The sequence below is a fragment of the Streptomyces sp. NPDC059247 genome (assembly GCF_042754005.1).
GTDB lineage: Bacteria > Actinomycetota > Actinomycetes > Streptomycetales > Streptomycetaceae > Streptomyces.
On record NZ_JBHYZW010000005.1, the window covers coordinates 346,670 to 372,247 of the forward strand.

21 protein-coding genes are annotated in these 25,578 nt (G+C 74.0%); 3 read left to right on the forward strand and 18 right to left on the reverse strand.

The window, feature by feature from the left end:
• Window positions 1-31: 31 nt before the first annotated feature.
• On the reverse strand, window positions 32-985 hold the full coding sequence (locus ACFXGN_RS13380) for a helix-turn-helix transcriptional regulator (RefSeq protein WP_384857591.1): 954 nt from the start codon (window positions 983-985) through the stop codon (window positions 32-34).
• Between the two features lie 93 nt (window positions 986-1,078).
• Here ACFXGN_RS13380 and ACFXGN_RS13385 point away from each other — a divergent pair, with 93 nt between their 5' ends.
• Window positions 1,079-1,489, forward strand: a complete 411-nt coding sequence (locus ACFXGN_RS13385) for a VOC family protein (RefSeq protein WP_384857594.1) — start codon at window positions 1,079-1,081, stop codon at window positions 1,487-1,489.
• Window positions 1,490-1,555: 66 nt separating this feature from the next.
• On the opposite strand, the gene ACFXGN_RS13390 is transcribed toward ACFXGN_RS13385, so the two are convergent.
• The 11 genes from ACFXGN_RS13390 to ACFXGN_RS13440 form a co-directional block, all read right to left on the reverse strand.
• Window positions 1,556-3,910 (reverse strand): amino acid adenylation domain-containing protein, encoded by a 2,355-nt coding sequence (locus tag ACFXGN_RS13390; RefSeq protein ID WP_384857596.1) that lies wholly within the window; start codon window positions 3,908-3,910, stop codon window positions 1,556-1,558.
• 94 nt (window positions 3,911-4,004) lie between these two features.
• Entirely contained in the window at window positions 4,005-5,096 is a 1,092-nt protein-coding gene (locus ACFXGN_RS13395; protein WP_384857599.1) for a 3-deoxy-7-phosphoheptulonate synthase, read from the reverse strand.
• 623 nt (window positions 5,097-5,719) lie between these two features.
• The gene (locus ACFXGN_RS13400; protein WP_384857602.1) at window positions 5,720-6,742 is read right to left on the reverse strand and encodes a ketoacyl-ACP synthase III family protein; all 1,023 of its coding nucleotides are present in this window, start codon (window positions 6,740-6,742) and stop codon (window positions 5,720-5,722) included.
• An 86-nt stretch (window positions 6,743-6,828) separates the two neighbouring features.
• A complete protein-coding gene (locus ACFXGN_RS13405; RefSeq protein WP_384857605.1) occupies window positions 6,829-8,784 on the reverse strand; it encodes an anthranilate synthase family protein in 1,956 nt (651 codons plus the stop codon).
• Entirely contained in the window at window positions 8,781-9,443 is a 663-nt protein-coding gene (locus ACFXGN_RS13410; protein WP_351781287.1) for an isochorismatase family protein, read from the reverse strand. Before ACFXGN_RS13410 ends, ACFXGN_RS13405 begins: the two co-directional genes overlap by 4 nt.
• Window positions 9,444-9,548: 105 nt before the next feature.
• Window positions 9,549-10,319, reverse strand: coding sequence for a 2,3-dihydro-2,3-dihydroxybenzoate dehydrogenase (locus ACFXGN_RS13415; protein ID WP_384857608.1), 771 nt, complete (start codon window positions 10,317-10,319; stop codon window positions 9,549-9,551).
• Complete coding sequence (locus ACFXGN_RS13420) at window positions 10,316-11,860, reverse strand: amidohydrolase family protein (protein ID WP_384857611.1); 1,545 nt, start codon at window positions 11,858-11,860, stop codon at window positions 10,316-10,318. The genes ACFXGN_RS13415 and ACFXGN_RS13420 overlap by 4 nt, the downstream gene beginning before the upstream one ends.
• On the reverse strand, window positions 11,860-12,150 hold the full coding sequence (locus ACFXGN_RS13425; RefSeq protein ID WP_384857614.1) for a phosphopantetheine-binding protein: 291 nt from the start codon (window positions 12,148-12,150) through the stop codon (window positions 11,860-11,862). Before ACFXGN_RS13425 ends, ACFXGN_RS13420 begins: the two co-directional genes overlap by 1 nt.
• Before the next feature lie 6 nt (window positions 12,151-12,156).
• Window positions 12,157-14,151, reverse strand: a complete 1,995-nt coding sequence (locus tag ACFXGN_RS13430; protein ID WP_384857617.1) for a (2,3-dihydroxybenzoyl)adenylate synthase — start codon at window positions 14,149-14,151, stop codon at window positions 12,157-12,159.
• Window positions 14,151-15,221, reverse strand: coding sequence for a ketoacyl-ACP synthase III family protein (locus ACFXGN_RS13435; RefSeq protein WP_384857620.1), 1,071 nt, complete (start codon window positions 15,219-15,221; stop codon window positions 14,151-14,153). Before ACFXGN_RS13435 ends, ACFXGN_RS13430 begins: the two co-directional genes overlap by 1 nt.
• Window positions 15,218-16,558 (reverse strand): salicylate synthase, encoded by a 1,341-nt coding sequence (locus ACFXGN_RS13440; RefSeq protein WP_384857623.1) that lies wholly within the window; start codon window positions 16,556-16,558, stop codon window positions 15,218-15,220. Before ACFXGN_RS13440 ends, ACFXGN_RS13435 begins: the two co-directional genes overlap by 4 nt.
• Before the next feature lie 190 nt (window positions 16,559-16,748).
• Here ACFXGN_RS13440 and ACFXGN_RS13445 point away from each other — a divergent pair, with 190 nt between their 5' ends.
• Window positions 16,749-16,925, forward strand: coding sequence for a hypothetical protein (locus tag ACFXGN_RS13445; protein ID WP_384857626.1), 177 nt, complete (start codon window positions 16,749-16,751; stop codon window positions 16,923-16,925).
• Window positions 16,926-17,098: 173 nt separating this feature from the next.
• Here ACFXGN_RS13445 and ACFXGN_RS13450 read toward each other — a convergent pair whose 3' ends face one another.
• The gene (locus ACFXGN_RS13450; RefSeq protein WP_384857629.1) at window positions 17,099-18,055 is read right to left on the reverse strand and encodes an ArsR/SmtB family transcription factor; all 957 of its coding nucleotides are present in this window, start codon (window positions 18,053-18,055) and stop codon (window positions 17,099-17,101) included.
• A gap of 85 nt (window positions 18,056-18,140) precedes the next feature.
• Between ACFXGN_RS13450 and ACFXGN_RS13455 the strand changes: the two genes are divergently transcribed.
• Window positions 18,141-19,220 (forward strand): alpha/beta hydrolase family protein, encoded by a 1,080-nt coding sequence (locus ACFXGN_RS13455; RefSeq protein ID WP_384857632.1) that lies wholly within the window; start codon window positions 18,141-18,143, stop codon window positions 19,218-19,220.
• Between the two features lie 173 nt (window positions 19,221-19,393).
• Here ACFXGN_RS13455 and ACFXGN_RS13460 read toward each other — a convergent pair whose 3' ends face one another.
• The 5 genes from ACFXGN_RS13460 to ACFXGN_RS13480 all read right to left on the reverse strand — a co-directional run bounded on the left by ACFXGN_RS13460 (window position 19,394) and on the right by ACFXGN_RS13480 (window position 25,510).
• The gene (locus ACFXGN_RS13460) at window positions 19,394-22,138 is read right to left on the reverse strand and encodes an FAD/NAD(P)-binding protein (protein WP_384857634.1); all 2,745 of its coding nucleotides are present in this window, start codon (window positions 22,136-22,138) and stop codon (window positions 19,394-19,396) included.
• 273 nt (window positions 22,139-22,411) lie between these two features.
• On the reverse strand, window positions 22,412-23,206 hold the full coding sequence (locus ACFXGN_RS13465) for an ABC transporter permease (RefSeq protein ID WP_384857636.1): 795 nt from the start codon (window positions 23,204-23,206) through the stop codon (window positions 22,412-22,414).
• Entirely contained in the window at window positions 23,203-24,198 is a 996-nt protein-coding gene (locus ACFXGN_RS13470; RefSeq protein WP_384857639.1) for an ATP-binding cassette domain-containing protein, read from the reverse strand. The genes ACFXGN_RS13465 and ACFXGN_RS13470 overlap by 4 nt, the downstream gene beginning before the upstream one ends.
• A 17-nt stretch (window positions 24,199-24,215) precedes the next feature.
• Entirely contained in the window at window positions 24,216-24,461 is a 246-nt protein-coding gene (locus tag ACFXGN_RS13475; RefSeq protein WP_384857642.1) for an acyl carrier protein, read from the reverse strand.
• Window positions 24,458-25,510, reverse strand: a complete 1,053-nt coding sequence (locus ACFXGN_RS13480) for a beta-ketoacyl-ACP synthase III (RefSeq protein WP_384857645.1) — start codon at window positions 25,508-25,510, stop codon at window positions 24,458-24,460. The genes ACFXGN_RS13475 and ACFXGN_RS13480 overlap by 4 nt, the downstream gene beginning before the upstream one ends.
• Window positions 25,511-25,578: the final 68 nt, after the last annotated feature.

Below are 25,578 nucleotides of genomic sequence, written 5' to 3' on the forward strand. Positions count from 1 at the left end.
CACCCCCGCGAGGCGGGGGGCGGGGCCGTCCTCATGTCCGCGCGGCGGCGTAGCGCTCGGCGAGTTCGGCCCCGATGCGCCCCAGTTCGGCCTGGACCGAGGCGGGTTCGAGGACCTCGACCAGGCCGCCCCAGCCCGCCAGGTTCCGGGCCAGGTCCAGCGGGGTGGGCGCGGCGACGCGCACCCGGGCCCGGCCGTCGCCCGCCGTGCCCTCGGGGTGGCAGTGCCGTCCGAACCGGTCGCACAGGACGTCCAGGTACCTCGTCTCGACCAGCACCGTCGCCCAGGTCCGCGAACGGCGCCGCTCGACGTCGCCGACGACCTCCCGCCAGGCCTCGGCCAGGGTGAAGCCGTCCGGGCGTCCGGCGCTCTCCCCGCTCTCCTCGGCCTCGCCGATGCGGTCGACGCGGAAGGTCCTGCGGCCCCGCTCGGTCCCGGCGATCAGGTACCAGGCGTCGTCCTTGTCGACCAGGCCCCAGGGGTCCACGAGCCGTTCGGTCCGCTCCCGGGCTCCGTCGGTGTACGTCAGCCGGACCCGGCGGCGGCGGACCACCGCCGCCTGGAGCCGGTCGACCATCTCGGGCCGGTGCCGTTCCCGCTCGCCCCACGGGGTGGGGTCGACCACCGTGGCGCCCGCCGCGGCCTCGGCGTCCGCCCGGAAGGTCTGCGGCAGCGCGCGCAGCAGCTTGCGCAGCGCGGCCTTGGCCTGTCCCGAGACCGCCGCGGCCGGACCGACGAGCAGGAAGAGCGCCTGCGCCTCGGTGGCCGAAAGCCCGCTGAGATCGGTACGGGCTCCGCCGACCAGCGCCCAGCCGCCGCCGCGGCCGGGCCGGGGGTAGACCGGGATGCCCGCGGCGGACATCGCCTCCAGGTCACGCCGGGCGGTGGCCACGGACACCTCCAGCTCCCCGGCCAGTTCGGTGGCGGTCATCCGGCCGCGGGTCTGGAGCAGCATGAGGGCGGCAACGAGTCGGTCAGCACGCATGTTTCCAGTCTTCTCCCGGAAAGTGCTCATGGGGTGAGCGGTTTGAAGCGGAAGATGGATTGTGTTCATGGAACGCACGAGAGGAACCACCCCATGCTGCGAGGACTCGCCACCGTCAACTTCTACGCGGACGATGTGGAAGCGGCTAAGGACTGGTACGCACAACTGCTCGGCGTGGAGCCGTACTTCGAGAGCCCCGGCGAGGGAGGCTCCGCCGCCTACTACGAGTTCCGGGTCGGTGACCACCAGACCGAACTGGGGCTGATCGACCGCCGGTACGCTCCCCCGGGCCTGCCCGCCTCTCCGGGCGGCGCGATCGGCCACTGGCACGTCGACGACGTGCGGGGCACCCTCGACCAGCTGCTCGCGATGGGGGCGGAGCCGTACACGCCGCTGACCGAGTACGGTCCCGGCTTCGTCACCGCCTCGGTGACCGACCCCTTCGGCAACGTCCTGGGCATCATGTACAACGAGCACTATCTGGAGATGCTGGACAACCGCTGACCCTACGGCAGTGGCCCCCACGGGTGTGGGGGCCACTGCCGTGCGCGGTCCGTCGGGACGGGCGGCTCAGCCCGCGGCGACCGTACGGGCGACGAGTTCGGCCATCTTCTGGACGGTGGGCTCGTCGAAGAGGTCGACCAGTTCCAGCTCCACCCCGTGCCGCTCGCGGACCAGTTCGGTGAGCCGGGCGGCCCGCAGCGAGTCGCCGCCCAGGTCGAAGAAGTTGTCGAGCACCCCGACGCCGTCCAGTTCCAGGGTCTTGGTCCACAGGTCGTGCAGCGACTCCTCCAGGGGCCCGGCGGGGGCCTGGTAGGCGGTGTCGACCTCCGGGCGGGACCTGGGCGGCTCGGGCAGCGCGGTGCGGTCGATCTTGCCGTTGGTGGTGGTCGGCAGGCCGCCGACGACATAGGCGGCCGGGACCATGAAGGCCGGGAGCCGTCGGCCGAGACCGCGCCGGATGTCCCGTACCGAGGGCGAGGCACCGGCGTCGGGCTCGATGTAGGCGGTCAGCTGGACGTCGCCCTGCCCGTCCTGGCGGGCCAGGACGGCGGCCTGCTGGACGCCCTTCAGGGTGGTGAGCACGACCTCGATCTCTCCGAGGTGGACCCGGTTGCCGCGCACCTTGACCTGGTTGTCGGTGCGGCCGACGATCTCGATGCTGCCGTCCGGCCAGTACCGGGCGAGGTCGCCCGTGCGGTACATGACCGGGTGCCGGGCCGGGTCGATCGGGTTGGTGATCCACTTCTCGGCGGTGGCCTCCGGGCGGCCCAGGTATCCGGCCGAGAGGCTGACCCCGGCGATGCACAGCTCGCCGACGAGCCCCGGCGGCAGCGGGCGGAAGTCCTCGTCGAGGACGTAGATGGTGACGTTGGTGGTGGGCCGGCCGATCGGCGGCAGCCTGCGCTCCCGTCCCTCCGCGCCGAGCTTCTCGCCCAGCTCTGTGATGTCGCAGGCGGCGACGACGGTCGCCTCGGCGGAGCCGTACAGGTTGATCAGCCGGAACGGCAGTCCGGCGGGCGGCCAGGACTGGATGCGCTCGCCGCAGACCCGGATGTTCTCCAGCGGGGTGTCCTCCGGCCACTCCAGCCGCCACAGCCGCTCGGCCATCGGCTTCATCAGCAGGGTGGTGGTGATGCCCTCGCGCAGGAACCACTCCTGGAGGCGGTACTCGGAGGCGACGACGGAGACGTCCGGGATGTGCACGGTGCCGCCGACGGCGAGCACCGGGAAGCACTCCACCTCGATCATCCCGTAGCCGGGGGCGGCCAGCCAGGTGCCCTGGGAGGTGCTGTCCATGCCGCACAGCTCGCTCATGCTGTGGATCAGGTTGCGGGCCGCGCCGAAGCGGACCATGACGGCCTTGGGCGCGCCGGTGGAGCCGGAGGTGTAGCAGATGTGGATCAGGTCGTCGGGTCCGACGGGCTCGCTGACGGCGGTGACCGGTTCGGTGCGCCAGTCGTCGGTGTCCAGGGCGAGGACCGGGGCCAGGCCCTCGACCTTCGGGACATGGGCCTCCAGGGTCAGGACGATCGCCGCCGAGGCGTCCTCGATCATGAAGCGGACGCGCTCCACCGGGAAGTCGCTGTCGAGCAGGATCGCGGCACACGCCAGCTTGAAGCAGGCGAGCTGGGCGATCAGGCTCTCGGCGCCGCGCGGGAAGCAGACGCCGACCCGGTCCCCGGGGCGCACCTCGCGGGCGGCCAGCCGGTGGGCGAGCTGGTTGGCCCGCTCGTCCAGCTCGCGGTACGTCAGCCGGACGCCGGGGAGGATGACGGCGAGGGCGTCGGGGGTGCGCCGGGCGTGCTCGGCGACCCGCTCGTGGAAGAAGGGCTCCGGGACCGGCCCCTCGGTGTCGTTCCATTCCACCAGGGTGCGGTGGGTCTCCTCGTCGGTGAGCAGGGCGATGTCCCGTACGGTGCCGGCGGGGGCGGCGGCCAGGGCGCCGAGGACCCGCTCCAGGTGCCGGGCGTACTGGACGGCGGCCTGCGCGTCGAACTCCTCGCTGTCCATGAGGAGTTCGTAGGTGCCCTCGCCGGGCGAGAAGGACAGGGTCAGGGCGACCGGGGGCTGGTCGGGGTGGCCCCCGGTGGTCACGGCGGCGTGCGGCGGGCGGCCCGAGACGGCGGAGGGGTGGGCGGGCTCGGCCCGGGCGACCGCTTCCAGGAGCTGCTCGGCGGTGGTGTCCCCGGCGACGCGTATGCCGATCGTCTCGGCCGGGGCGGTGGGCCGGAGCCGTCCGACCAGCAGTTCGGTCTCGCCCGTGTAGCGGTGGACGAGGGCGGCGAGGGCGGCGGTGGCGTACTCCTCGGGGCGGGAGGCGGCCGACGCGGGGACGATGAGGGTGTGCCGGTGCGGCGCGGCGGTCCGCGCGCCGTCGAGGACCCGGGCCAGGGGCAGGGTGGAACTCGTGTTGACTGCCACGGTGTTCATTCCTCTCGGAGGTGCTCTGAGTCGATGGGGGGGTCCGGCCTGGGGGTCCGGAGGCCGGGGCCGGGACGGCGGCGGGGCCGGGGGCCTACGGGCGGGCGCGGCGGGCGTCCACGGCGGCGGCCAGCACCTCGATCATGCGGGCGGTCTCCTGCCAGTCCACGCAGGCGTCGGTGACGCTCTGTCCGTAGGTGAGCAGGTCCGTGCGGCCGATCTTGAGGTCCTGTCGGCCCGCCGTGAGGAAGCTCTCGATCATGACTCCGGCGACGCCTTCCTCACCGGCGGCGATCCGCCGGGCGATGTCGTCGATGACGAGCGACTGACGCTCGTGGTCCTTGTTGCTGTTGCCGTGGCTGGCGTCGACGACGAGCTGGCGCGGGAGTCCGGCGGCGGCCAGCTGCGCGAGGGCCTCGGCGACCGGGCCCGCCTCGTAGTTGGGGCCGCTGCTGCCGCCGCGCAGGACCACGTGGCCGTCGGGGTTGCCCTCGGTGCTGACCACGGCGGCCCGGCCGTCGTCCCCGATGCCGGGGTACACGTGCGGGTGCGAGGCCGAGACGATGGCGTCGACCGCGTCCTCGACGCCGCCGCCGGTGGCGTTCTTGAAGCCGATCGGCATCCCGAGGCCGCTGGTGACCTGCCGGTGCACCTGGCTCTGCACGGTACGGGCGCCGATCGCGCCCCAGGAGACCGCGTCGGCGAGGTAGTGCGGGACCATCGGGTCGAGGAACTCGCAGGCGACGGGCAGTCCGCTGCCCGCGATCTGGGCCATCAGGCCGCGGGCCAGCCGCAGTCCGCTGGGCAGGTCCTGGGAGCCGTCGAGCCGTGGGTCGCTGAGCAGGCCCTTCCAGCCGGTCCGGGTGCGGGGCTTCTCGACGTAGACCCGCATGACCACCAGGAGCCGGTCGCGGTGCTCGGCGGCGAGCGAGGAGAGCCGCTCGGCGTAGGTGAGGGCCGCGTCCGGGTCGTGCACGGAGCAGGGACCGGCGATGACCACCAGACGGTCGTCGAGGCCGTCGAGCACCCGGGAGATCTCGCGGCGGCCCCGCTGGGCGGTCTTGCGGGCGAGCGGCGGGAGCGGGATCTCCTCGCGGAGCTCGGCGGGCGTGGGCAGCCGGGCGGCGGCCCGTGCGCCGGAGAAGGTGGCGAGGGGGGAGCTGACGGGGATGCTGATGAGGCTCATCTGGGATGTCCCTTCATGGACGAGGTGACGGGTGACGCGGAGCGAGTGGAGTGGTGCGGGAGCGAGCGGGCGGCGGTCGGGCGATCAGGTGGTGACGGGTGCGGGAAGCGGGGGGCGGCGGTCGACTTTCGGTTTTCGGCTTTTCGGCGGTGAGGGAGTGGGTCGGCTCGGGTGCCGTCGGGCGTGGGGTGCGCGGCGGACCGGAATCCTTCGGCGGTACGGGAAGCGGTACGGGAAGCGGTACGGGGCCGGGCGCCGTCGGCGGTGCGGGAGCGCGGGCCGGTCGGGCGGGCCGGTCGGGCGGCCTCGGTGGTGGGGAGGTCGAGCGGCCGGGCGGCCGGGCGGCCTCGGCGCCGCGAAGGAGCGGAGGGCGACGCGGGTGCGGGTGCGTGGCGGCACGGGGCCGTCGCGGGTGCGGAGGCCTTCACGGGTGGCGGGAGGCCGTCGCGGGTACGGGTCCGTCGCGGATGGGCGCAGGCTCGGAAGGTCTCGCGGGTGCGCGTGGGCCTCTTGGTGTGTGAGCCTCTTGGTGCGTATGAGCCGCGCTGAGGTAGACGAGCGGCGTCGTCGTGGATGCCGATGGGCGGAGGCCCGGGCGCCGTCCCCCGTACGGGGTTCGGCGGTCAGATGCCGTCGGCGGTGAGGACCGCGGCGGAGAAGGTGAAGCCCATGCCCGTACCGATCACCAGGACGCTGTCTCCGGGGTTCAGCAGGTCGTTCCTGAGCAGGTGGTCGATCCCGTAGAGCTGGTCGCAGGGGCCGAGGTGACCGATCGTCAGGCCCAGTTCGTGCAGGGAGGCCCGGGGGGCGATGTCCAGGTGCCGGACGAAGCTCTCCCGGTGCAGGGTGCGTCCCACGAAGGGGGTCACCAGCCAGTCGATGCCGTCCGGGGCGACCCCGGCCTCTTCGAGGGCGCGACCGACGACGCTGCGGGTGCGCTCGACCGACCTGGTCTGCACCTCGCGCAGGGAGATCTCCCCGGTGGCGAGGAACTCGCGGGTCCTGCGCCGCATGTCCGGGCGCTCGCCGGGCGCGGTGCGGAACGGCTCGTCGCCCCGGGACAGCCCCTCCAGGACGGTGTCGGTCTCGCTCACCAGGGAGCGCAGCCGCAGCCGCCCGGTGTCGCGGGTGACCACGGCGGCGGCGGCGCCGTCGCCGAAGACCATGCCGGGCGAGGTGTACCAGCGGTCGCTGGGCGGGGCGAAACGATCCGCCAGGGTGATCAGGGCGGAGGGCACGTCGGGGCGGGCCATCAGGGTGGAGGCGGCCACGTCGACGGAGGCGAGCGAACCGTTGGACCAGGCGGCGACGGTCATCGGCATACTGTTGAGGGTGGGGCCGAGGAGTTCCCGGGCGATCCAGCAGGCCGCGGGCCACATGTCGATGCCCTGGAAGTGGCCGTGGCTGTGCAGGACCAGGGAGTCGGTGTCGACCCGCGCGCCCTTCTCCGCGGCCTCCTTGACGGCCTGCCGGCCGACGGTGACGGCCATCTCCGGCGGTGCGGCGGCCGAGCGGGAGTAGCTGATCATGCCGGTGCTCGCGGCGGCATCGGCCGAGTAGGAGCCTTCGGCCACCGCCTCGGCCACCGGCACGAGTTCACCGAGGGTGCCTCCGGTGCCGGCGATCCATATGTTGTCGAAGCGCATCGGACAGGTCCTTTCCAGGGTGGGCGCGGTGGGAGGGGCGGGGCGGCCGGTGGTGCGGGTCCGGACTTCCGTTACCGGTTATTAAGCTATGCAGGTATCGGAGTCGCGGCAACGGGCTCCCGATAAAGCTCCGTTACCTCTCCGAGCAGCTCGGAGACGAGGTGGGCGAGGAGTTCGCCGCCGCGCAGGGTCAGCACCGAGGCCGGGTGGAACTGCACCGAGGCGAAGCCGGGGCCGCGCAGCGCGTGCACCTCACCGGTCTCCTCGCGGAACACCCGGACGTACCCCGGCCTGCCCCGGCTGTCGATCAGGTCCCGCTCGGAACGGGCGGCGAAGGTGTTGTAGAAGCCGACCGGTTCCCTGCGGCCGAAGCAGTCGATGTGCCGCTGGAGGCCCTGGGTGGGCAGGGGGTGCCGGAGGATCGGGAGCCCGAGGAGCGTGCTCAGGACCTGGTGGCCGAGGCAGACGGAGAGGAACGGGACGCCGTTCCTGAGCAGTTCGGCGGTCACCTGCCGCATCCGGGCGATCTTGGGGTCGTGCACGTCCCTGGGGTCCCCCGGCCCGGGGCCGACGATCACCAGGTCGTGCGCCTCCGGGCGGAACTCCTCGTCGAACCGCCTCACCTCGATCCGCAGCCCCTGCGCCTCCAGCAGATGGCGGGCCATCGCCGTGAACGTGTCCTCGGCGTCGATCACCAGGACCCGCCGTCCGGCCAGGCCCGGCACCGCGCGGTCCCGGTCCTCGGGCGGCCTGAACCAGAAGTCGGCCAGCGGCTCGTTGCGGGCCGCCAGCGCCTTCAGCACCTCCGGCCGGGACACCAGGGACGCCAGCGGGGCGGGGCCCGCCGGGGAGCCCGCCGGGGAGCGCAGCGCCTCGATCAGACCGGCCGCCTTGGCGCGGGTCTCGGCCGCCTCGCCCGCCGGGTCGGAGTCCCGCACGAGGGTGGCGCCGACCGGGATGCGGACCCGCCCGGCCGGGTCGATCTCGGCCGTGCGGATGAGGATGGCCGAGTCCATCCGGCGGGCGCCGGACTCGTCCCGGCCGATCAGCGCGGCGACCCCGGCGTAGTAGCCCCGGCCCTCCGGTTCATGACGGCTGATCACCTCGCAGGCGCTCTCCAGCGGGCCGCCGGTGACGGTGGGCGCGAACAGGGTCTCCCGGAGGATGTCCCGTACGTCCAGGGAGCTCCGGCCCTCGATGTGGTACTCGGTGTGGGCGAGCCGGGCCATCTGCTTGAGGGCGGGGCCGGTGACCTGGCCGCCCAGGTCGCAGACCCGGCCCATCATCTTGAGCTCCTCGTCGAGCACCATGTACAGCTCGTTGGCCTCCTTGGGGTCGGCGAGGAAGGCGAGCACCCCGTCCAGGTCGGGGCCGTCGGCCGGATAGCGGTACGTGCCGCTGATCGGGTTCATCACGACCTGACCGGCGTCCAGGCTGATGTGCCGCTCCGGGGAGGCCCCGACGAAGGTGCGGTCACCGGTGTGGATGACGAAGGTCCAGTAGCCGCCGGGGTCACGGCCCGCGAGACGGCGGAAGAAGGACAGGGCGGTGGCCGGGGACCAGTCGTCGATCCGTGCGGTGAAGGAGCGTTTGATGACGAAGTTGGCCCCGGCGCCCCGGCCTATCTCCTCGGTGAGCACCCGGCGCACCCGGGCCGCGTACTCCTCGTCGTCGGCGTCGAAGCATCCCTCGTCCATGTGGATCGGCAGGTCGGGCAGGACGGCCAGCACCTCGTCGAGCGGCAGCACGGCCTGGTCCTCGACGGCCATGGTGAGCAGCGGCGCCCCGTCGTCGGGGCAGGCGTACCCGCGTTCGCGGATCTGCCGGTAGGGCAGCAGGGCGAGGACCTCGTGCCGGGCGCCGCCGCCCCCGTCGTGCGGCGGCAGCGGGATGTCGGCGATCAGCTCGCGCGCGGCGGTGGCGCCGACGAGCAGGTCGATCCGGTCGGGCCCGGTGGCCCCGGGCCGGTGCAGCAGGGCGAACGGCGGCGGGTCGGCGCCGAGCACCCGGCCGAGCAGCGGGTGGGGGCTCGTCCCGTTCATCGCGCGCCTCCGTCCAGTGCCGCGAGGACCGCGCGGGTGGAGACGGTGACGGAGCAGCGGGTGGAGACGTACTCCAGGGTCTCGCGGTGCCGTTCGGCGGAGAAGTCGGCGACCGCGTCCCCGACCACGAAGGTCTGGATGTCGTGGGAGAAGCCCTCGTGGGCGGTCATCAGGATGCCGACGTGGGCGTACACCCCGCAGATCACCAGCTGGTCGCGGCCGGTGCGGCGCAGCAGGCCGAGCAGGTCGGTACGGCAGAAGGCGCTGGGCCGCCACTTGGTGAACACCTCGTCGCCGGGGGCCGGGGCGATCCGCTCGGGGATGGCCCGGTGGTCCGGGTCGGCGCTCATCCCGGCTCCCCAGAAGTCCTTGAGCAGGCCCCGCTGTTCGTCCGTCATGCCGCCGGGCTGGGCGGTGTAGACGACCGGTGCGCCCACCTCGGCGAAGGCGGAGCGCAGTGCCTCGGTGTGGTCCATCAGATCGGTCAGCGGCTGACGGCCGGTGTCCGGGCCGCCGTGGCCGAAGGGGCTCAGGAAGTAGTTCTGGAGGTCGTGGACGAGCAGGACCGCCCGGTCGGGGTCGACGGTCCAGGGCGCCGTGTTGCGCGGCAGCTCGTCCTCGGCCGGCATGGGATAGGAATCGATCAGCGGGATCGCCATCGCGGGCTCCAGTGGGCAGGAGGAGGAAAGGGACAGGGATGGGGGTGGGGGGAGGGACGGGTGCCTGTGTGTGTGGGGGGGGTGGTGGTGGACAAGGAGCGCTGTTCAGACGCCGAGCGCGGCGCCGCCGTCCACCGTCAGACCGTGCAGGGTGATGTGCGCGGCCCGGTCGGAGAGCAGGAAGAGGACCGCGTGCGCGATGTCCTCGGGCTGGGCCAGCCGGCCGAGCGGGATGCCCAGCCGGTACGTGCCGGGCGAGCCCTCCACGGACGGCCGGGCCGCGTCGCCGTCCCCGTACATCGAGGTGAGCATCGGCGTCTCGGTGGAGCCGGGCGCGACCACGTTGCAGCGGATGCCGAACCTGGCCAGTTCGAGCCCCAGCGTCTTGGTGAAGCTGGTGGCGGCGGCCTTCGAGGCCGCGTAGGCCGCCATGTTCCAGCGCGGGATGCCCGCCGCGTTCGAGGCGACCGTGACGATCGCCCCGGACCGGCGCGGCACCATCCGGTTGGCGACCGCCCGGCTGACGTGGAAGACCCCGGTGGCGTTGACCGCGAAGGTGAAGTCCCAGTCCTCGTCGCTGAAGCCCGCGACCTCACCGGTGCGCAGCACCCCGGCGGCGTTCACCAGGTGGTCGAGCGGCCCCAGTTCGCGTTCCGTGCGGTCGACCGCCGCGTCCACCTCCCCGCTGGAGCGCACGTCCACGCCCAGGGCGAGGACCACCGCGCCCGCCGTCCGCAATTCCTTCACCAGCGGTTCCAGGGCGATCGGGTCGGCGTCGAGCAGCGCGACCCGGGCGCCCTCGGCCGCCAGGGCCCGTGCGACCGCCGCCCCGATCCCGCCCGCGGCGCCGGTGACCAGGGCCGTTTTCCTACTCATCGCCGTTCCTTCCGGTCGGTGGAGAGGGATGCCGTACGGGCTCGGGCCAGCCTGCGGTCCGCGAGCGTCTCGGTGCGCAGCCGCAGCCGCGCGGCCACCGCGTCGGCGTCCACGCCGAGGCAGCGGACGGTGAAGGAGCCGAGGGCCTCCAGGTACTCGGCCTCCAGGGCCTCTTCGTCCAGCCGGGTGGACCGGCCGTCGTCGATCAGGACCCGGCCCGCGACGACCACGGTGTCCACGTCCATGGAGCCGCCCAGGGAGAGGAAGCCCTCCAGCGGGCGCGGGTTGAGGAGGTAGCGCCAGTCGTCGGCCCTGACCAGCAGCAGATCGCCCTGCTTGCCCGGCTCCAGACTGCCGATCCGGTCGCCCTGGTCGAGCCCTCGGGCCGGGATGCGGGTCGCCATCGCCAGCGCGTCGGTGGGCAGCACCTCGGTCGGGTCGGCGTACATCTCGTTGTAGACCTGCCACACCGAGCGCATCGCCTCGGCCATCCCGCCGATCGGCATGGCGGCGCCGTCGGTGGAGAGCGAGACGTCGAGCCCGGCGCGCCGGAACTCCGGGAAGAGCCGGGTCTCCGTCAGGGACGCCTCTCCCGCCGGGCCGTACTTGGCGGGCGAGTGGCTGATGTGCGCGCCCGCGCCGATCAGCAGGGCCCGCTCGCCCGCGTCGGCGAAGGCGCAGTGCACCGCCATGAACCGCTCGGACAGCAGACCGAGGTCGGCGAACCGGCGGACCGGGGTCGATCCGTGGTAGGCGAGCATCACCTCGGCCTCGTTGCGCAGCGCACCGACGTGCGCGGCGAACGGGACGTCGAAGCGGGCCACCAACTCGGCGAACCCGTAGCCGAGTTCGTCGGTCATGTTGGTTCCGTACACGGCGGTCGGCCAGGCCCGGACCAGGCCCTGGGGGTCGGCCGCGCAGTCGATCAGCAGCTTCTCGATCCGCTGGAGTTCGTCGTCCGCGTCGCGGGTGCGGCGGAAGCGGGTGTCCCCGGGGGCGCACACGGCGTCCGAGGCCCAGGTGCTCACGGTGAGGCGCATCCCGAGGTCGCGGGCGGCGCGGGCGAGGGCCTCCGGTTTGTTGAGGGAGCCGACGTCGCCGAGGGCGGTGACGCCCGAGCGCAGTTGGGTCCACATCGAGTAGCGGGCGATGGCGAGGGCCTCGTCGGGGGTGAGCCGGTCGACCTGGCCGTGGAAGGAGTCGAAGATCACGGAGATCTGCGGGACGTCGCCGCCGAGGGCCATGAACACCGGTTTGTCGTCGCGGTCCGAGGCCTCGCGCAGCGCGCCCTTGAAGGGGAAGCGCATCGCGAACATCTCGTGCCAGTGCGGGTTGACGAAGCCGGGCAGGATCATCCGGCCCCGGGCGTCGATCGTCCGCAGGTCGTCGAGCTGTCCCGGTGCGATGCCGGCCTCGACCTCGCCGGTCGGGCCGATGGCCGTCACCACGCCGTCCTGGATGAGGACGGCGCCGTCGGGGACGACCCGGTCGGTGGCGTCGGCGGGGTAGAGGCAGCCGCCCTTGACCAGCAGGGCGTCCATCAGGCCACCTCCTCGGTACGGGCGTTCCAGGCGGCGGTGAGGTGGCGGTGCCAGTCGTCGAGGGTGGGGGCGGCGGCGAGCTCGGCGAACTCGGCGGGCAGGCCCTGCCGACGCCAGCGGGTGACCAGGCGCATCATCTCCAGCGACCCCAGGCCCAGATGGACGAGATGGGCGTCACCGGGAAGGGCGCCGGGGTCGGCGCCGAGCACGGTGGCAACCTCCTGGCGGAGTTCGGCAGCGGAGAGCGGCGCGGTGCGCGGTGCGGTACGGGCGGCACGTGTGGCGGCCATGATGGTTCACCTCTTCGGTGAGGACGAGACGGAGATGGAAGGGAGGGAAGTGGAAGAGAGGGAGGTGGAAGGAAGGGGGGTGGAAGGGACGGAGGCGGAAGGGACGGGGGCGGACTGCGCGGAGTGGAGGGAGACGGACGGGACGGTGGAGCCGGACAGGAGGGAGGGAGCGGACGGGGCGGAGGGAGCGGACGGGACAAGGGCAGGCTCGCCCGGAGCGGTTGCGGCGGGAGTGGACGGGGTGGCGGCGGGCGCGGCACCGGGCGGCGCGGTCCGCGGTGACCCGGCGGGTGCCCCGGTGGACGGCCCGGCGGACGGCTCGGCGGACTGTTCGGTGGACGACCCGGTGGGCTTCCAGTCGCGCGGCAGCGCGGGGTCCGCGGCGGCCGCCGCGAGGACCTTCTTGTCGATCTTCCCGAGCGGGGTCAGCGGCAGGTCCGGTACGAACTCGGCGCGGTCCGGCAGTTTGTAGTCGGCGAGCCCCCGGGCGTGCAGCGCGGCCTTGAGTTCCGGCAGGGAGGGCCGCTCCGCGCCCGTTCCGGTCTCCTCGCGGTCCGCGCGGGCGACCAGGAAGGCGTAGATCCGCTCGCCGAGGAACTCGTCCGGCACCGGTACCACCGCCGCCGCCGCGATCCCCGGGCAGGTGAGCAGATGGGCCTCCACCTCACCGGCCGCGATCTTGTCGCCGCCCCGGATGACGACGTCCTTGAGCCTCCCCCGGACCACGAGGCGGCCGTCCTCGGTGAGACTGGCCAGGTCGCCGGTGCGGTAGAAGCCGTCCTCGGTGAAGGCCCTGGCGTTGTGCTCGGGGGCCCGGTAGTAGCCGCGCAGGGTGTACGGCCCCCGGGTGAGCAGCTCTCCGGTGGTCCCGGGCGGGACCTCCGCGCCGCGCTCGTCGACGATCTTCAGCTCGTCGGCGGGCGAGACCGGCCACCCCTGGGTGTGCAGGACGCTGTCCGGGTCGTCGTCGGGGCGGGACATCGTGAGGAGTCCCTCGGCCATGCCGAACACCTGCTGGAGGCGGCAGCCCAGTTCGGGTCCGACGCGGGCCGCGAGTTCCGGTTCGAGCCGTGCCCCGCCGATCTGGAGCACCCTCAGGCTGGACAGGTCGGCGTCGGACCACTCCCGTTCGTCGAGCCAGAGCCGTGCCACGGTGGGCACCACCGAGGTCAGGGTGACGCGTTCGCGCTCGATCAGCCGGAAGCAGTCGTCGGCGGTGGGGTCGGGGGCGAGGACGACGGTCCCTCCGGCGGAGAGCGTGCCGACCACTCCGGGGCAGCCCCAGGTGAAGTTGAACTCCACCGGCAGCGCGGCCAGATAGACGTCCTCGGTGGTCAGTCCGGCGAGCGCGGCGACCGTACGGGTCTGGTAGGCGTAGTCGTCGTGGGTGCGCGGGATGAGTTTGGGCAGTGCGGTCGTGCCGCCGGAGAGCAGGAAGAAGGCCACGTCGGAGGGGTCGTTGGCGGGCAGTTCCACCGGTTCCGCGTCGACGGCCTCCAGCGGGACCACGGCGGGTGAGCCGGTCTCGCCCTGGGCGAATATCCTGCGCAGGGCGGGCAGTTCGGCGGCCGTCTCCAGGGCCAGGGCGGTGTGGTCGAAGCCCCGGAAGACTCCGGGGACGACATAGCCGGAGGCGCCCGACAGCGCGCACAGGTGCCGGATCTCGTTCGCCCGGTGCGAGGTCAGCGAGAACACCGGCTTCGCTCCGGCCCGGAAGAGGGCGAAGGCCACCTCCACGAACTCGGGGACGTTGGGCAGCTGGAGGACGAGCCGGTCCCCCGGCAGCACCCCCTGCCGGACGAAACCGGCGGCCCTGCGGTCGACCCTGTCGGCGAACTCGGCGTAGGAGATGCGTTCCTCGCCCGCCACGAGCGCGGTGGAGTCGCCGTACCGCCCGGCCCAGGCGCGCGGCAGCGAGCCCAGGTCGGTGCCGTTCCACAGCCCCTCCCGGCGGTAGCGCTCGGCCGTCCCGGCCGGCCAGGGGGTGCATCCTTCGAGCATCACAGGTCTTCCTCCGGTCGTGCGGTGGCGGGCAGATAGGGCTCGGTGATCTCCACGACGGCGCAGGCGACCTCCATGCCGGGGCCCGCCGCGAGCAGCAGCACGCGGTCCCCGGGTCCGACCTCGCCCCGGGTCCAGAGCCGTTCGAGGCCGATGAACGGGTCGGCGGCCCCGATGTGTCCGATGCTCCGGGTGAACTCCCAGGTCCCGTCGGCCGCGTCGATGTCCAGCGGGTCGAGGTAGATGGTGTGGAGGGCGCCTTCGGAGTAGCCGGTGTGGCAGATCCGGGCCACCTTCTCCAGGCCGGTGTCCGCCTCCGCGAGGACCCGGTCGACGGCGTCGGCGACCACGTCGCCCAGGTGCACCTTCGGCGGCGCCGCGCCCTGCGCCCACCGGCCGCGCCAGTAGTCGCTGCGCTCCTCGAAGTTGAGCGACCGGCCGACGGTGATGCCGGGCGGGAAGAGTTCCTCCCCGCCCCGGTGGAGTTCCTCCATCACGGGGGCGGAGACCGATCCGACGGACAGCAGCCGGGCGAAGCCGCCCCGCCGGGAGACCACGGCGGCGGCGCCGCCGTCGGCGAGGAGGAACAGCCGGGAGGAGTTCCAGCGGTCCACCAGGGAGGGGGAGAAGTTGTCCGCCGCGGTGAGCAGGACGGCGTCCTTGCCGTCGTCGGCGGCGAGCCGGTGGGCGGCCATCTCCAGGGCCGTCAGCATCCCCAGGCAGCCCGGTCCCACCTGGGCCGCCCCGATGGGCCGGTCCAGGGTGCGGTGCAGGACGTAGTGGGGCGCGGACCAGCCGTCGGGCCCCTGGTGGTAGGTGGCGCAGTGCAGCAGCGCCCCGAAGTCGTCGGCGGTGAGCCCGGTGCGGGCGGCCCGTCGCAGCGCGGTCCGGGCGGCCCGTACCGCCATGTCGGGGGCGGGGAGGTCCTCGGCCACCCGGACCGCCAGCATCCCGGAGGCCTTCCGGTCCGCCTCCCCGTACCGGCCGTCGGCGACGGCGTCGGCGGTGGTGACCTCGGCGGGCAGCCAGCTTCCCAGCCCGGCGAGGTGCACCTCGCCGGTGACCCTCATCGGGTGCCGCCCGCGGGCACGAGGAACCGGGCGACGCTGTCGAGCTTCTCGCAGGTCTCCTCGAACTCGCGCTCGGGGGTGGAGTGTCCGACGATTCCGGCCCCGGCCCGCAGCCAGGTGCGGCCGTCCTTGCGGTAGGCGCTGCGCAGGACCAGGGCCGCGTCCATGGAGCCGACGTGGTCGACGGTGAGGACCGCGCCGCTGTAGAGGCCGCGGGACTCGGGCTCGTGGCGGAGTATGGAGTCGTACGCCGCCGACTTCGGCACTCCGGAGGCGGTGACGGCGGGGAAGACCGCTCCGAAGGCGTCCCACGCCTCACGGCCCGGGGCGAGCCGTCCGGCCACCCGGGAGGCGAGGTGCTGCACGCTGCCGCGCTCGCGGATCGCCATGAACTCGGGGACCTCGACCGATCCCTCGACGCAGACGTCGACCAGTTCGTCCGCTCCGACCTTGACGGAGATGGCGTGCTCGTAGACCTCCTTGGGGGAGCCGAACAGGTCGGCGCGCAGGCTCTCGTCGGTGAGCAGGTCGCCGGTGAGGGCGCGGGTGCCGGCCAGCGGCTGGCTGACGACGCGGCCGTCCTCGGAGACCTGGACGACGATCTCCGGGCTGAAGCCGATGGCCTCGGTGCCGCCCAGGTTGAGCATGAAGGAGCGGGCCGGGTTGTTGCCCCGGCGCCCGGCGACGTAGGTGCCGGTCAGATCGACCTCGTCGTCGACCTCGACGACCCGGGACAGGATGACCTTGTGCAGTTCGCCCGCGTTGATCTCGGCGACGGCCTGCCGTACCGCCTCGCGGTACTGGTTGCCGCCGGTGGCGTGCACGTCCAGCGGGCGGGGCTGCCCGGCGGCGGTCGGCGCGGTGCTGGCGACGGTGGTGAGGAGGGCGTCGAGGGTGGCCTGGTCGGCGGCGCGCAGCAGGGCGTGCCCGGCCTCGAAGCGGACCTCGGCGCGCGGCACGATGAGGTGCATGAGGCGGCCGTCGCCGATCCGGTCGAGGTCGCCGCTCTTGGCGTAGGACAGTTCGAAGGTCGCCCAGCCGTAGGCCCGCCAGTACGGCACGGCGACGGTGCCGAGGAGGTCGGAGACCAGGCGCAGGGGCTGCCCGTCCCAGGGGCGGAAGGCGTCCGCGCCGTCCTCCTGGGTCAGCCGGGCACCGGTGCGGTCGAGCGTCAGTTCGGCGCGCACGCCGCCCGCGTAGGACCAGCTGCCGCCGTTCTCGTAGACGACGTAGGACTCGTGCAGCCCGGAGTCCGCGAGACGGGCCGCGACCAGCAGCGGGTCCTCGGTGAGCTGGAGCTGGGTCTCGAAGTAGTGGCGCGGGGCGATGGAGCTCATCTGGGGTTTCCTCCTCCGTAGCGGTTACCTTCAAAAACGATACGGAGGTAACCGCCGTTGCCCCAGGGGCCCTTGATTAGCACTCCTGATCGGAGTGCGAACAAGCCGAAGGAGCGGGCGGGGACGGTCCTTCGGGGGGCGCCGTCCGGCGAGGGGGAGGGAGCCGGGTGGGCCGGGCGACCGCCGTCAGATGAACCGGCGGCCCACCGTGCGGGAGTCCCGCCACGACGCCGCCGTCGCCCGGCTCCGGGCCGAGATCCGCGAGATCCGCGAGGGCCGTGAGGGCCGTGAGGGCCGTGAGGGCCGTGAGGGCCGTGAGGAGGGCATCGCCCGGTTCCCTCTCCCCCGCTCGAACACCGCGACCTGAACCTGCTCGGCCGCTACGGCTTCACCGCACAGGTCCCGGATGCCGACGCCCGCGCCCGCCGCGCGACCCGCCGCACCCGAGCCGGACGACGACGGCGACGGCGACGGCGACGGGATCGGACAGGGCCGAGGGGGTGGCCGACCAGCGTGGCGGACTACGGCGGACTACGGCGGTCAGGCTCCCGCGACCAGGGTGCCGAGGGCCGTGCGCCGGTGGGTGACCGAGCGGCCCGCGCGGGTCGTCGTCGCCATGCCCGCCGACCTCAGCGCGGCGGCGTGGGACGAGGCCGTCGCGTTGCTGACGTGGAGGGCGCGGGCCAGCGACGTCGTGGTGTGGGGTTCGGCGAGGAGCCGCAGGGCGTCCAGCCGTGTGCGGCCCAGGACGGCGGCAAGGACCCCGGCGAAGGCCGCCGGGCCCCCGGCGGTGGGCGGGACCCCCGGACCGGCCGGGTACGTCAGGACCGAGGGACGGCCCGGGGCGTCGTGGAGGAGCGGGCCCGCCGGGTGATGGAAGGTAGGCAGCAGGACCAGGCCGCGCCCGTCGAGGCGGACGTCGCGGTCCGGTGCCGCGCCGGGCCATTCCCACCCGCCCTCGTGGAGCCGGCTGCCCGGGGCCAGACCGGTCAAGGCGGCGGCCACGCCGTGCTCGGCGACCGTCAGGGCGTAGCGGGTGAACTCCTCGCGGTGCAGGTCCTGCACGACGGGCCAGACCGGGGCGAGGACCGTCTCGTACGCGGCCCGCTGGGCGCGGCGCAGGGCGCGCCAGGCCGTCTCGTCGCCCGCGTGCAGGTCACGGATCCGGCGGGGCGCGGGCATCGTCCCGTAGACCCGTTCCAGCTCGGAGCGGACGAGACCGGGGCTGGTGGCGCGGATCCGCTCGAAGCCGTCGGCCGTGGTGTCGCCGAGGACGTCGAGGAAGGAGGGCGGGCGGCCCGCCGGAACCAGTTCGGCGAGCGGGTCGGTCACGGCCGGGAGGGAACGCAGGACGCGTCCGCGCCACGGTGCGAACAGCGGCCCGCCACGCCGGGCCACGGCTGTCGTCAGGGCGGCGTGCAGCTCGTGGAGCGGCGCCGGGCGGGGTGCGAAGCGGGTCCGGGCGAAGTCCCGCGCGGTGAAGTGGATCCGCAGCACCCTCACGACTCCTCGTCCTGGTCCAGCCTTTCGGCCAGGACCTGAACCTTCGCACGGTGACGGCCCCCGCCCCAAGGATGTTCGTATGACTTCTCGACGCACTCTTCTGAGAGGCACCCTGTTCGGGAGTGCCGCCGCCCTGCTGCCCACGGCCGCGTCCGCGTCCGCCCCCGGTGGCCGCTCGGTCCTCCGGCTGCCCGCGCCCGGCGGCCCGTACCCCGTGGGCATCCGGACGGTCCATCTGACGGACCCGTCCCGGACCGACCCGTGGGCGGGCGGCGTACGGGAGTTGATGCTGACCGTCCTGTACCCGGCCCGATCGGTACACGGCTTCCCCCGGGCCCCGCAGCTCACCCCGGCCGAGGCCGGGGAGTTCGCCGAGTACGCGCCGCGCGTCCGTCCGGGGCTGCCGGAGCCGGGAGCGGTGGACTGGGGCGCGGTCCTCACCCACGGGTACGCGGGCGCGCCGCCGCTGCCCGGGCGGCGGCCGGTGCTGGTGTACTCACCCGGCGGTGGCGACTCCCGCACGCTCGGCACCACCCTCGCCGAGGACCTGGCGAGCAACGGCCGGGTGGTCGTCCTCGTCGACCACCCCGGTGACGCCTCCCAGGTGGAGCTGCCCACCGGAATGCGGACGACCGTCCTGACCGGGCCGCCGGACCCGGCGACCTTCCGCACGATGGTGGACACCCGGATCGCGGACCTCCGCCTGGTCCTGGACCGGCTCGGCGACCTGCCGCTCGCACCGGTCATGGACTCCTGCCGGATCGGGATGTACGGGCACTCCGCGGGCGGTACGGCGGTGGTGTACGCGGCCCGTGACGACCACCGGGTCGGCGCGGTGGTGAACCTGGAGGGCTTTCTCGACCTGTACCCGACGCCGACCGGCCCCGACCGGGCGCTGCTGCTGTTCCGCACCGACGGATTCGACGGCGCCGCCCGTATCGAGTCGTCCTGGGCGGGCCTTCCCGGCCACCGGCGGCTGCTCCGCGACGCGAACCACTGGGCGTTCACCGACTACGGCCCGCTCGTCCCCCGACTCCAGGCTTCCGGCCTCGTGACGACGGCGGCGCGGACCGCGCTCGTCGGCACCGGCGACCCCTCGGTGACACTCGCCGAGCTACGGCGCCGGGTGGGCGCCTTCTTCGCCCGCCACCTCTCATGACGGAACCACGAGGAGGCGGCGGGCGGCCTGCTCCGACCCCCAGAGAGCACCGGTCGCCGGTCGCCGAACGATCGTTGACGACCGGCGGGCGAGGCGTCCGACGCGCCGTGCGATCCGGGGGTCCGACGCGGTGCGCACCGCGTACCCGGAAGGCCGCGGGCGCACCGGCCGCGTCAGGGATTCCCCCGCTCCCCGCGCGGCAGCGCGTTCGCGCGGGTGCGGTCGTGCGGGGAGGGTCTCCGGCCCAGGCGTTCCTCCAGGCGGGTCCTGGCTTCCTCGGGGCGGCCCGCCGCGACCAGCGCGTACAGCAGGGCCTCCTCCGCCACCTCCCGCTGGGCCGCGCTGCCACCCGCCCGGACCAGCGAGGGAAGGACCCGGCCGAGACCGGTCGCCGCCTCCCCCCACCGCTCATCGGCGAAGTGTTCCAGGGCCTCGCACAACGGTGCCACCACCTCCCGCCGCACCCGGTCCGCGCGCAGCGCGTGGGCCCGCAGCCGCCGCAGCCCCGCCGGATCGACGGCGGCGGCCAGGGCGAACGCGGCGTGCATCGCGGTGAAGGCGCTGTCCGGGCGCTCCAGCAGGTTCCGGTCGATCACGTCCAGGACCTCGTGGACCTCCGTACCGCCGTACCGGCCACCGGTGAGCCCGACCCGCCACAGCAGCGTGCAGGAGTCCACCAGGGCCCGGGGCCCCCGCACCTCGGCGGGCGACAGCTCGGCCTCCCACCGGCGCCGGGCCGAGGCCCCGTCGCCGAGGGCCAGTTCGTGCAGGGCCGCGTGCCAGGCGAGGTGGGCGCGATGGGCGTCGGCGTGCCCCTGGCGTTCGGTCAGCCACCGGTCGAGCCGCTCCAGACCCGCCCGGTGACGGCCGCGCTCGTAGTCGACGTGGGCGAGCGCGTGGACGGCGTGCCCCGACGCGGGCTCCGCCGCCAGGGCCTCCCCGGCCAGCGCCTCCGCCTCCTCGTACCGGCCTTCGTCCTGCCGTACGAGGGCCAGCACCGAGGCCGGGAACCAGTGCCCCGGACGGGCCGCGTACGCCCGTTCCGCCAGTCGGCGGGCGGTCGGACCGTCGACACCGGACAGGCCGGAGGAGGTGACGCCGGGCACGGCGGTGGCGAGCGCCGTCAGGTCCCCGGGGTGGGCGTCCAGATGGCGCACCAGGGCCTGGCCGGTGCCGGTGCCCCGCACATGGTGCGCGACCGCCTCGACCCAGGACCGTTCGTGCGCGCTCCCCCGTTCCGCCACCGCCCGCCGGGCGTCGGCGAGGGCGCGGGCGACGTCCACACCGGCCCCGGGCCCGGCCTCGTGGCCGGTCAGGGCGAGCGCGGCATGGGCGAGGGCGAACCCGGGGTCGAGCGCGGCGGCCCGGCGGAACGCGTGCACCGCCCCCGACCGGGGCGTCAGCAGCCGCTCCGTCCCCGAGCGGTAGACCGCGGCGGCGGCGTCATGGGTGCTGAGCGCGAACCCGGAGGTGTCGCGGGGCGGTCGCCGTACGGGCGCCGCCGCCGGGGCGGTTCCGGCGAGGTGGCCGAGGACCGCGTCGGCGACGGCCGCCGCCTGCCCCCGGATCTCCGGGACGGCCGTCGTCTCCCACAGTTCGCCGCGGCGCGGCGCGCCGAGCGTCCACACCGGCCGCCCGGCCCGTCCGTCCGCGCCCCGCAGCCGCCCCCGGTCGGTGTCCACGCCCATGCCGAGCGGACCGGGCACGGCCCCGCCGTCGTCGAGCAGCCCGCGCCACAGCGGATCGGCGGTGTCCTTCACCGGCGCGTGCGCACCCGTGCAGTTGACGACCCAGCCGACCGTCAGCTCCCGGGTCTCCCGGCCCTCGGGCGGGGCGAGGGTGACGGTCAGCGTTCCCTCCGGGCCGGGACGGGCGTCGACGACCCTTCCGGCGCGGGGCCGCAGCCGCCGGGTCCGGCGCATCCGCGACACGGCCTCCGCCGTCGCCGGGGGCATCCGGTGCCGGTGCACGTTCCACAGCGCGCTGTCCCGCTCCACGAACGCGGCCCGGTCCTCCTCCGACAGGGCTCCCCACAGGCGCGCGGTGAGCGGGCGCAGCCCGTCCACCGCGGGGCGCCAGTCCCCCTGGGCGGCGAGGACCCGGCCGACGTGCCGACGGATCGCGGCCTTCAGTCCCACCAGCGGGAGTCCGTCCAGATGGTCCTCGCAGGCCGTGGCGGGAAGCGGGGTCAGGGCGTGCGACTGCGGCAGCCGTCCGCCGCGCGAGACGGCGTGCACGGTACGGCCGGGGCGGTCCAGGGAGAGGGCGATGTCCACCGAGGTCAGTCCGGTGCCGACCAGGAGCACGTCCCGCGCGCCGCCCTCGGCGAGGACCGCGTCCAGCGCACCCGGCGCCCAGGGGTCGGTGACGAACCGGCCGCTGCGGCGCAGTGCGGCCGGTGCCCAGTGCGGGTCGGCGACCGGGCCGGGCCCGGTGGCCAGCACCACGCAGTCCGCGTCCACCGCGCCGCCGTCGGCCAGTTCGACGCGCGCGGTACGGCCCTGCCACCGGCAGCCGGTGGCCCGGGTGCGGAGCCTGCGGACGGCGACGGTGCCGTGCGCGGCGATGACGGCCCGGCCGAGCGTGTCGGCGAGGTACGCCCCGTACCGCTGGCGTTCGACGAAGTCCGAGGCCGAGACCTCGGGCGAACCGTGACGGCACAGCCACCGCACGAAGTGCCCCGGGTCGTCGGGGTAGCAACTCATGTTCCCGGCGGGCACGTTCAGCCGGTGCCGGGGGTCGCCCGTCGCGTACGCCGCTCCCCGCCCGGCCTCGGGCCCCGGGTCGATCAGCAGCAGTTCCAGCGGGCTCCCCCGCCGCGCCGCGGCCTCACAGAGCTGCACCGCGACCATGGCCCCGGCCGCCCCCGCCCCGACCACCGCGACTGCCCGACGTCCCGCCGAAGACCGCTGCACCACGACACCGCACCCCCTGTCGACCCCGACCGCCCACCACCCGGACCGGCCGCCTCCATCCTTTCGAAGTACGGCCGCTTTTCCAGGCGTTCGCCGCAGTTCGACCGCCGAGCAGGGGTACTTTCAGATGATCTCGTCGCGCCGGACGCCCGGGCGCGCGGCTCGGCGCCGACGCGGCTGAGCAGCCGCCGGGCCTCCTCGACGTACGGCGGGTCCGGGTCGACGGCCTTGTCCGCGACGACGGCAGGGAAGCCCGGCGGACGGCGGGGAAGCCCGTCAGCGCTGTGCTGCCGCCTTCCGGTAGGCGCGTCGGGTCAGCGGGACGACCACGGCCAGCAGGAGCGCCAGGACCAGCAGGGCCGTGGGAAGGGGGTGCTCGGCGGGGAACGCCCCGCTGGTCGGGCCGCGCTCGTTCCCGAACAGGTCCCGGCCGGCCGAGACGATCGCGCTGACCGGGTTCCACTCGGCGAGGACCCGCACCCAGCCCGGCAGCCCGTCCAACGGCACGAACGCGTTGGACAGGAACACGAGGGGCATCATGACGACACCGGAGACCGCGCTGACCGTCTCCACGTTGCGCAGCACGAGTCCCAGCAGTGCGCCGAGCCAGGACATCGCGAAGCCGAGCAGGAGCAGCAGTCCGAATCCGGCCAGTGTCTGGAGCGGGCCATTGTGGGCGCGCCAGCCGATGGCGTATCCGACGAGGGTCATCACCGTACAGCTCCAGGCGACCAGCAGCCCGTCCGCGACAGTCCGTCCCACCAGGACGGAGGAGCCGGAGATGGGGAGGACACGGAACCGGTCCACCAGACCGTTGTCGAGGTCGCTGACGATGCCGACGCCGGTCGTGGTGATGTTGGTGAGCATCACCTGCGCGAAGATGCCGACCATGATGTATTCCTGGTAGCCGCCCTGGCCGGGTGCCCGCATCGCGCTGCCGAAGAGGCAGCCGAGGACGAGGACGGACGCCACCGGCATCACGGTGACGCCGAGGAGGTGTTCCGGCATCCGGCGGATGTGCCGGACCCTGCGTCCGACGAGGGCGAACGATTCGCTGACCGCCCCGATCATGCCGGCCGCCTTCCGCCGGGAACGGCGACCGCCGCCATCCGCTCCCCCTCGGGTTCGTCCTGCCGTCCGGTCAGGGCGAGGAACACGTCGTCGAGCGTGGACCTGCGTACGGCGAAGTCCCGCGGTTCGATCCCGAGCGCTTCGAGACCGCTCGCGGCTGCGGCGATCGTCCGCACACCGCCGGTCAGCGGTACGGACACGGTCCGGTTCACGGGGTCCGTCACGGGCTTCCCGGGGGTGAGACCGGCCAGCGTGCGGGCCACGGGCGCGAGGTCGGCGAGGGAGGTCACCGAGACTTCGAGGCGCTCGCCGCCGACCTCCCGCTTGAGCTGGTCCGGGCTTCCCTCGGCGATGACCGTGCCCCGGTCGATGACCGCGACCCGGTCGGCCAGTTGATCGGCCTCCTCCAGGTACTGGGTGGTCAGCAGGACGGTCACCCCCTCGGCCACCTGGTCCCGGACCATCTGCCAGAGCGTCCGCCGTCCGCTGAGGTCGAGACCGGTCGTCGGCTCGTCGAGAAAGAGCACCGACGGCCGCCCGACCAGACTCGCGGCGAGGTCGAGACGGCGGCGCATCCCGCCCGAGTACGTCCGCGCCGGCCGGTCGGCGGCCTCCACCAGCCCGAACCGCTCCAGCAGTTCGTCGGCCCTGCCCTTCGCACCGCGCCGCCCGAGGTGCAGCAGCACCCCGATCAGCCGGAGGTTCTCGCGTCCGGTGAGCCGTTCGTCGACGGACGCGTACTGACCGGCCAGGCCGATGCTGCGGCGCACTTCGCGGGCCTGGGTGGCCACGTCGTGACCCGCCACGGTGGCGCGTCCGCCGTCCGGCTCCAGCAGGGTGCTGAGGATCCGCACGGTGGTGGTCTTGCCCGCGCCGTTGGGGCCGAGCACGGCGAACACGGTGCCCGTGGGCACGGCGAGGTCGATCCGGCTCAGCGCCTGGTGGTCACCGTAGCGCTTGCGGAGACCCTCCGCGGAAATGGCCGTCTCCATGGCGGCGCCTCCGATTCTCAGTTGCCGGAACCCTGCCGCGCGAGGATCAGGGTGGCGACACCGGCGATGTCCCCGGCGTCGAGGAGGTCCCCCTCGGGTATGTCGACACCACAGTGCTGTTCGAGGATCGCCGAGAACTCGAGCATCACGAGGGAGTCCAGTTCGAGCTCCGTGAACGGGGTCAGGGCGGTGACGTCCCCCTTGACGTCGAGCCGGTCGGTGAAGAGGGTGACGAGCTGTTCCGTGAGTGCGTCGGCGGTCATGCTGTGGTGCCCTTCTCGTCGGAGTGCGCGGCGGGTTCGGCATGGAGGACCTCGGACACCTGGAGAGAGGGCCAGGTCAGGGCGGCGGAGCCCCAGCTGAGGCCGCCGCCGAAGGACGTCATGAGGACGCGGTGCCCCGGGGCGAGACGCCCGTGGACCGTCGCGTCGGTGAGGGCGAGAGGGATGGAGGCGGCGGAGGTGTTGCCCACCCGGTCGAGATGGATGAGCATCCGGTCCCGGTCCACCCCGAGGACATCGGCGACGGTGTGGAGGATCCGGCTGTTGGCCTGGTGCCCCGCGACCCGGTCGACCTCGGCGGCGGACCAGCCGATCTTCTCCAGCAGCTGGGCCGAGGACTCCCCCATGCGGCGCACCGCGTGGGTGAAGGTCTCCTTGCCCCGCATGGTCAGGTGGTCGTCCGCCTCGCTGGTGCCCTCCGGGGCGGACCGTTGCCGGGAACCTCCGCCGGGGACCAGCGCCAGGTCCTTGAGCGCACCGTCGCCGCCGAGGTCGAAGCCGAGGAGCGCACCGGGTTCGGAGGGGTCACCGGCCCGTAGGACGGCCGCGCCCGCTCCGTCGCCGAAGATGATCGCGGTGCTACGGTCCTTCAGGTCGAGCCGGGTGGACCAGATGTCGGCACCGACGACCAGGACGCGCTCGGCGATGCCCGCCGCGATGGCACCGGCGGCCGAGGCGAGGCCGTAGACGAAACCGGCACAGGCGACCGACACGTCGAAGGCGGCGACGGTCCCGAGGCCGAGGCGCGCGGCGACGTACGGAGCCGTGGCCGGCATCGGGTGGTCGGGAGTGCTGGTGGCGAGGACGAGCATGTCGGCGCCGCCTCCGGCGGAGTCCAGGGCCCTCCGGGCCGCGTCCACCGCGAGATCGCCCGTGGCGGTGCCGGGGTCGGCCCAGTGCCGCCGGTCGATTCCCGTCCGGGAGCGGATCCAGTGGTCGTCGAGGCCGAGGTGTCGCTCCAGCTCGGCGTTGTCCACCGCGCGCGGGGGCACGGCGGCGCCGAGGCCGATCAGGACGGCGGAGCGGCTCATGACGGCCCCCGGCTGATGGTGTGTCGCGGCTTGCGCAAGGTCGCTCTTCCTTCCCTGATACCCGGGTG

Coding starts and splice junctions, on each gene's coding strand:
- ACFXGN_RS13380 (WP_384857591.1), bottom strand. CDS start 985: ATGCGTGCTGACCGACTCGTTGCCGCCCTCATGCTGCTCCAGACCCGC.
- ACFXGN_RS13385 (WP_384857594.1), top strand. CDS start 1,079: ATGCTGCGAGGACTCGCCACCGTCAACTTCTACGCGGACGATGTGGAA.
- ACFXGN_RS13395 (WP_384857599.1), bottom strand. CDS start 5,096: ATGAGCCTCATCAGCATCCCCGTCAGCTCCCCCCTCGCCACCTTCTCC.
- ACFXGN_RS13400 (WP_384857602.1), bottom strand. CDS start 6,742: ATGCGCTTCGACAACATATGGATCGCCGGCACCGGAGGCACCCTCGGT.
- ACFXGN_RS13405 (WP_384857605.1), bottom strand. CDS start 8,784: ATGAACGGGACGAGCCCCCACCCGCTGCTCGGCCGGGTGCTCGGCGCC.
- ACFXGN_RS13410 (WP_351781287.1), bottom strand. CDS start 9,443: ATGGCGATCCCGCTGATCGATTCCTATCCCATGCCGGCCGAGGACGAG.
- ACFXGN_RS13415 (WP_384857608.1), bottom strand. CDS start 10,319: ATGAGTAGGAAAACGGCCCTGGTCACCGGCGCCGCGGGCGGGATCGGG.
- ACFXGN_RS13420 (WP_384857611.1), bottom strand. CDS start 11,860: ATGGACGCCCTGCTGGTCAAGGGCGGCTGCCTCTACCCCGCCGACGCC.
- ACFXGN_RS13425 (WP_384857614.1), bottom strand. CDS start 12,150: ATGGCCGCCACACGTGCCGCCCGTACCGCACCGCGCACCGCGCCGCTC.
- ACFXGN_RS13430 (WP_384857617.1), bottom strand. CDS start 14,151: ATGCTCGAAGGATGCACCCCCTGGCCGGCCGGGACGGCCGAGCGCTAC.
- ACFXGN_RS13435 (WP_384857620.1), bottom strand. CDS start 15,221: ATGAGGGTCACCGGCGAGGTGCACCTCGCCGGGCTGGGAAGCTGGCTG.
- ACFXGN_RS13440 (WP_384857623.1), bottom strand. CDS start 16,558: ATGAGCTCCATCGCCCCGCGCCACTACTTCGAGACCCAGCTCCAGCTC.
- ACFXGN_RS13445 (WP_384857626.1), top strand. CDS start 16,749: ATGAACCGGCGGCCCACCGTGCGGGAGTCCCGCCACGACGCCGCCGTC.
- ACFXGN_RS13455 (WP_384857632.1), top strand. CDS start 18,141: ATGACTTCTCGACGCACTCTTCTGAGAGGCACCCTGTTCGGGAGTGCC.
- ACFXGN_RS13465 (WP_384857636.1), bottom strand. CDS start 23,206: ATGATCGGGGCGGTCAGCGAATCGTTCGCCCTCGTCGGACGCAGGGTC.
- ACFXGN_RS13470 (WP_384857639.1), bottom strand. CDS start 24,198: ATGGAGACGGCCATTTCCGCGGAGGGTCTCCGCAAGCGCTACGGTGAC.
- ACFXGN_RS13475 (WP_384857642.1), bottom strand. CDS start 24,461: ATGACCGCCGACGCACTCACGGAACAGCTCGTCACCCTCTTCACCGAC.
- ACFXGN_RS13480 (WP_384857645.1), bottom strand. CDS start 25,510: ATGAGCCGCTCCGCCGTCCTGATCGGCCTCGGCGCCGCCGTGCCCCCG.